4 protein-coding genes are annotated in these 3,945 nt (G+C 47.2%); all 4 read right to left on the bottom strand.

The window, feature by feature from the left end; all coding sequences use genetic code 11:
- Positions 1-726, bottom strand: a 726-nt coding sequence (locus ACYVTD_RS10370) for a tetratricopeptide repeat protein (RefSeq protein ID WP_461247703.1), incomplete at its 3' end; no start/stop codon positions are given.
- Between the two features lie 137 nt (positions 727-863).
- Positions 864-1,610, bottom strand: coding sequence for a hemolysin family protein (locus ACYVTD_RS10365; protein WP_461247702.1), 747 nt, complete (start codon positions 1,608-1,610; stop codon positions 864-866).
- The gene (gene ybeY / locus ACYVTD_RS10360; RefSeq protein WP_461247701.1) at positions 1,607-2,077 is read right to left on the bottom strand and encodes an rRNA maturation RNase YbeY; all 471 of its coding nucleotides are present in this window, start codon (positions 2,075-2,077) and stop codon (positions 1,607-1,609) included. The genes ACYVTD_RS10365 and ybeY overlap by 4 nt, the downstream gene beginning before the upstream one ends.
- A partial coding sequence (locus ACYVTD_RS10355) for an HD family phosphohydrolase (protein ID WP_461247700.1) occupies positions 2,074-3,945 on the bottom strand: 1,872 nt, incomplete at its 5' end. The genes ACYVTD_RS10355 and ybeY, both read right to left, overlap by 4 nt.

Here is a 3,945-nt window from a genome sequence, read left to right as displayed (position 1 = left end):
GTTTAGGCGTATGAGCGAAAGGCCTTTTAAGTACCACGCGCCGGTGTTCTGCCTGTTTTTGGCGATGGAAATGTCAGAGAGACGGATTGCCTCGTCGTACTGCGTATTACGGTAACGCAGGACGGCTAACAGCGAATTGGATGCTTCGTGATCGGGTTTGTAGTAGAGGGCGCGTTCCGCGTAACGGATGGCGTCGGGAAGCATGTTGTTCTTTGAATAAATGTAAGAAGCGTAAAAAAATACGCGGTAATCGTCGGGATGCTGTTCAAGGGCGCTGTTTATATAGCGGACGGAAGTCGGACCGTCCCCAAGCGAAAGCGATACGAGGGCGAGGGAAATTAAAAGCCTGCGGTCGTCGGGGTAGCGGCGTACCGCCTCACGGTAACGGAGCAGGGCTTCGGACGGCCTGTTCCTCGCGATGTCTAACTCGCCAGCGGCAAATAGCGCTTCCCTGTTGTACGGCTCTTTTATAAGTATTTCATTGACAAGAGTTGTCGCTTCGTCCAGGCGCCCAAGCGCGATAAGGGTGAAGACTTCGAGGTTCGCCACGGATAAATTACTGCGGGCGAGCAGTCTTGCCTTTCGTACCCAGTTAAGCGCCTGCTCAAATTCGGAAAGTTCGTAATAGCACTCGGCGAGGGCGGACGTTCCTTCGGCGTGGGCGGGATTAAGCCTTACGCAGTCCATTAAAGTTTCTATGGCGGGATACCAGTTTTCGTCCGCCATAAAGTTTCTTCCCTTTTCATAGAGAGCCGCGGCGGAATTCGGAGATTGGGCCGCAAGGCTTGCGGAAAAAAGAGTTAAAAGGCAAAGAAAAAATAACAAAAACCTTGAATGTAACATTTCCCCTCTTTTTAAAAACATCATTCTTTTTTACGCGTTACAACCTTTATCGAATTGATCTTGTGCCCGTCCATCTCCTGAATGATAAAATCATAATCCTTGTATTCGATTTTCTCATTTTTAACGGGGATTTTCCCGAAAAGATCAAAAACGAAACCGCCAAGGGTGTCAAAATCGTCGATGGGAAGATCCAGATTTGTCTCTTCCGCAAGAGCCTCAAGGTTGACCCTGGCGTCGCACAGCCACACGCCCTCGCCCAATTTTACCACATCTTCGGTTTCTTGATCAAATTCATCTTGAATGTCGCCGATTATCTCTTCTATTATATCTTCCATGGAAACCATGCCGGATACCCCGCCGTATTCGTCCACGACTATGGCGATATGCGTTTTTTTCCGCTTTAATTCGCCTAGAAGGTCGTCTATGTGTTTTGAAACGGGGATGAAAAAGGGCTTTCTCGCAATCTCGCGGATATTTATGGGTTTGTCGTTTACAAGCGCTTTTAGTACGTCCTTTACGTGCAGAACGCCTATAACCTGATCCACCGTATCCTGATAAACCGGATAACGGGAATGTTCGTTTTCGCTAAGTAGGGTAAAAAGTTCGTCTTTTGTGATGTCGGCGGGAATAAAGACGGTGTCGGTTCTGGGAACCATCACTTCCTTTACGGTGGTTTCCGATAATTCCACGATGCCGCGGATCATCTGCTGTTGGTCTTCTTCAAGTTCTTTTATCGCTTTGGAGTTAAGATGAAAACGGTTTTTCATGTTTTCCCCTCGGCACCCAATATATGTTCGTCTTTTAGCCTGTCCAGTATCTCCTCCTGAAACGCCAGCATCGGTTCCTCTTTGTCCGTAGTTTCGTGGTCCATGCCGTCTAAATGAAGGATACCATGAATTAACAGCCTGCGTAACTCTTCGTCTTCGTTTACTGCGAAATATTTCGCGTTTTCCCGCAGGGTGTCAAGGGAAATAACTAGGTCGCCGGGCAGATATACGGTTTTTCCGTCTTCTGTCACCGTATCGCCAAGGTTAAAGGACAATATGTCGGTGGGTTCGCTCTTGTTCCTGTATTGGGAATTAAGGGTCGCGATTGTTTTATCGCCGCACAAAAGTATCGACAGTTCCCAGTTCTCGCGTTTAATTTCATCCAGAACTTTAAGCGCGAAACAGCATAAGGAGTCGCTCCACTTGGGAAGTGAGACTTCTTCGGCGTTAACCGTCACACGGTTCATTGCGCTTCCTCTTTTTGTTTCGGGTACTCGATCCTTGAGTGGTAATAGGCGGCGAGCGCCTTAACAAACGCTTTTTTGATTATTTCAAGTTCGCGGAAGGACAGATCCGAATTCGCAAGCTGGCCGTGTTCAATCTTGTTGTCAAAAAGCTGTTGTACGAATTTGTCGATTTTTGCGGCCGTAGGTTTGTCCAATGTCCTTACCGCGGCTTCGGTTATGTCTGCTAGCATCACGACGGCGGATTCCTTGGAGTGCGGGGGAGGGCCGGGATAGCAAAAATCTTCGGAGCTTACGTCGGATTCTTGTTCCGTCGCCTTGTTGTAGAACCATGATATTACTGAGTTTCCGTGGTGTTCGGCGATAATGTCGATAACGTCCTTTGGAAGCCCAAGACTAATCGCTTTTTCAACGCCGAGTTTCACGTGACTGCGGATTATCGTAGTGGAAAGACGGGGCGCGATCTCGTCGTGCTTGTTGTGATCGTCCTGGTTTTCTATAAAATAACTTGGGTTATCTATTTTTCCTATATCATGGTAATATGCGCCTACGCGGGCGAGCAGGGCGTTCGCGCCTATGTCCTGACACGCCTGTTCTGAAAGGTTGGCGACCATAAGCGAATGGTTGTAGGTTCCCGGCGCCGCGGTAAAAAGTTTGCGCAGGATCGGCGCGTTAAGGTCGGACAGTTCCATTAAACGGAAAGGCGTTACGGCGTTAAGGGCGTGTTCGAGCGGCGGCAAAAAGCCCAATGTAAGCATTCCCGATACTATGCCATTTAGGACGGCTCCGAAGATCATGACGGGATAGTCGTAAATACTCGCCTGCCGCAGAAGCAATATAACTACAATAGCGGTTGAGTTTGCCGCCGCGATAAGAAGACCCGCCTTGATCAGACTCATTCTGTCTTTCGCGTTGTGAAGAACGGTAGAGGCCGCAATACCGGAAATTAGCGCGAAGATATACGAATAATTGTCAAAACTTCCGGCAAAGTAGGAACCTAAAGGCAGGGCAATCGACATAATCATGGCGGGACGCGTTCCCATAAATACCGCGATTATCATTATAAAGAGGGCGGTGGGCATCAACAGGAATATTGGAAAATTATTTTGAACCGGCAAAAAACTGTAAAGCAGTACAGACCCTATAATGTAAAAACCCGTAATGGAAGCCAAAAGATACCGTTCGCTGTTGTTTATTTTTCTTCCTATAACGATGCGCCCGCATAACACGACAAATAAGATGTAAAGCAGAAGCATCACTAAAACAATGCCGATGATGCCGCGCGGATCCCTTTTTGGCATGGATAGATGAAAAACCATAAGGTCTTCCATTTCTTCTTCCGTAATAATAAAGCCTTTCCTTATAATTCTGTTGCCTTTTTCTATTGTTCTGTTTACGGGCGTTATTGTTTCTTTTGCCTCTTCAATTCGCTTTTGGGTTTCGGTGAACGAATAAAAAGTATTTTCCTTGATAAAAGGCTCCAAAAGGTCAACGGCTATGTTTTTAAACAAAATGGGCGTGTCCATAGCTTTAATAATGTCGCCCAGAGCATTCCGCACGTTTGCCAATGTGATAATATCGTTATACGAAATATATTGCTTTTCCATAATGGATGTTGAATGTTGCAGTTCCGCGATATCCTGGTTAAAAAACCTTATATCGTCGCGGTGGAATAAAAATATTCCCTTGTCTAGGAGTATGTTAAGGGCTTCTACGCCGTAATTTCTGAACGCCGCGCGCCCCGTCGCCGACAGATAAGCGTTAAGCGTATCATTTGAGAAGCTCCCGGGGTATTCCGCCTCCAACGCCTGCATCGCGGCCGCCCTGCTGGTTCCTGAAACCTTGCCTGTAAAATCGCAAAAATCGTTCCA

The sequence above is a fragment of the Treponema sp. R6D11 genome, assembly GCF_054786075.1.
The sequence above is the reverse complement of the archived record's forward strand: the minus strand, read 5'-3'. Positions and strand labels throughout refer to the sequence as shown.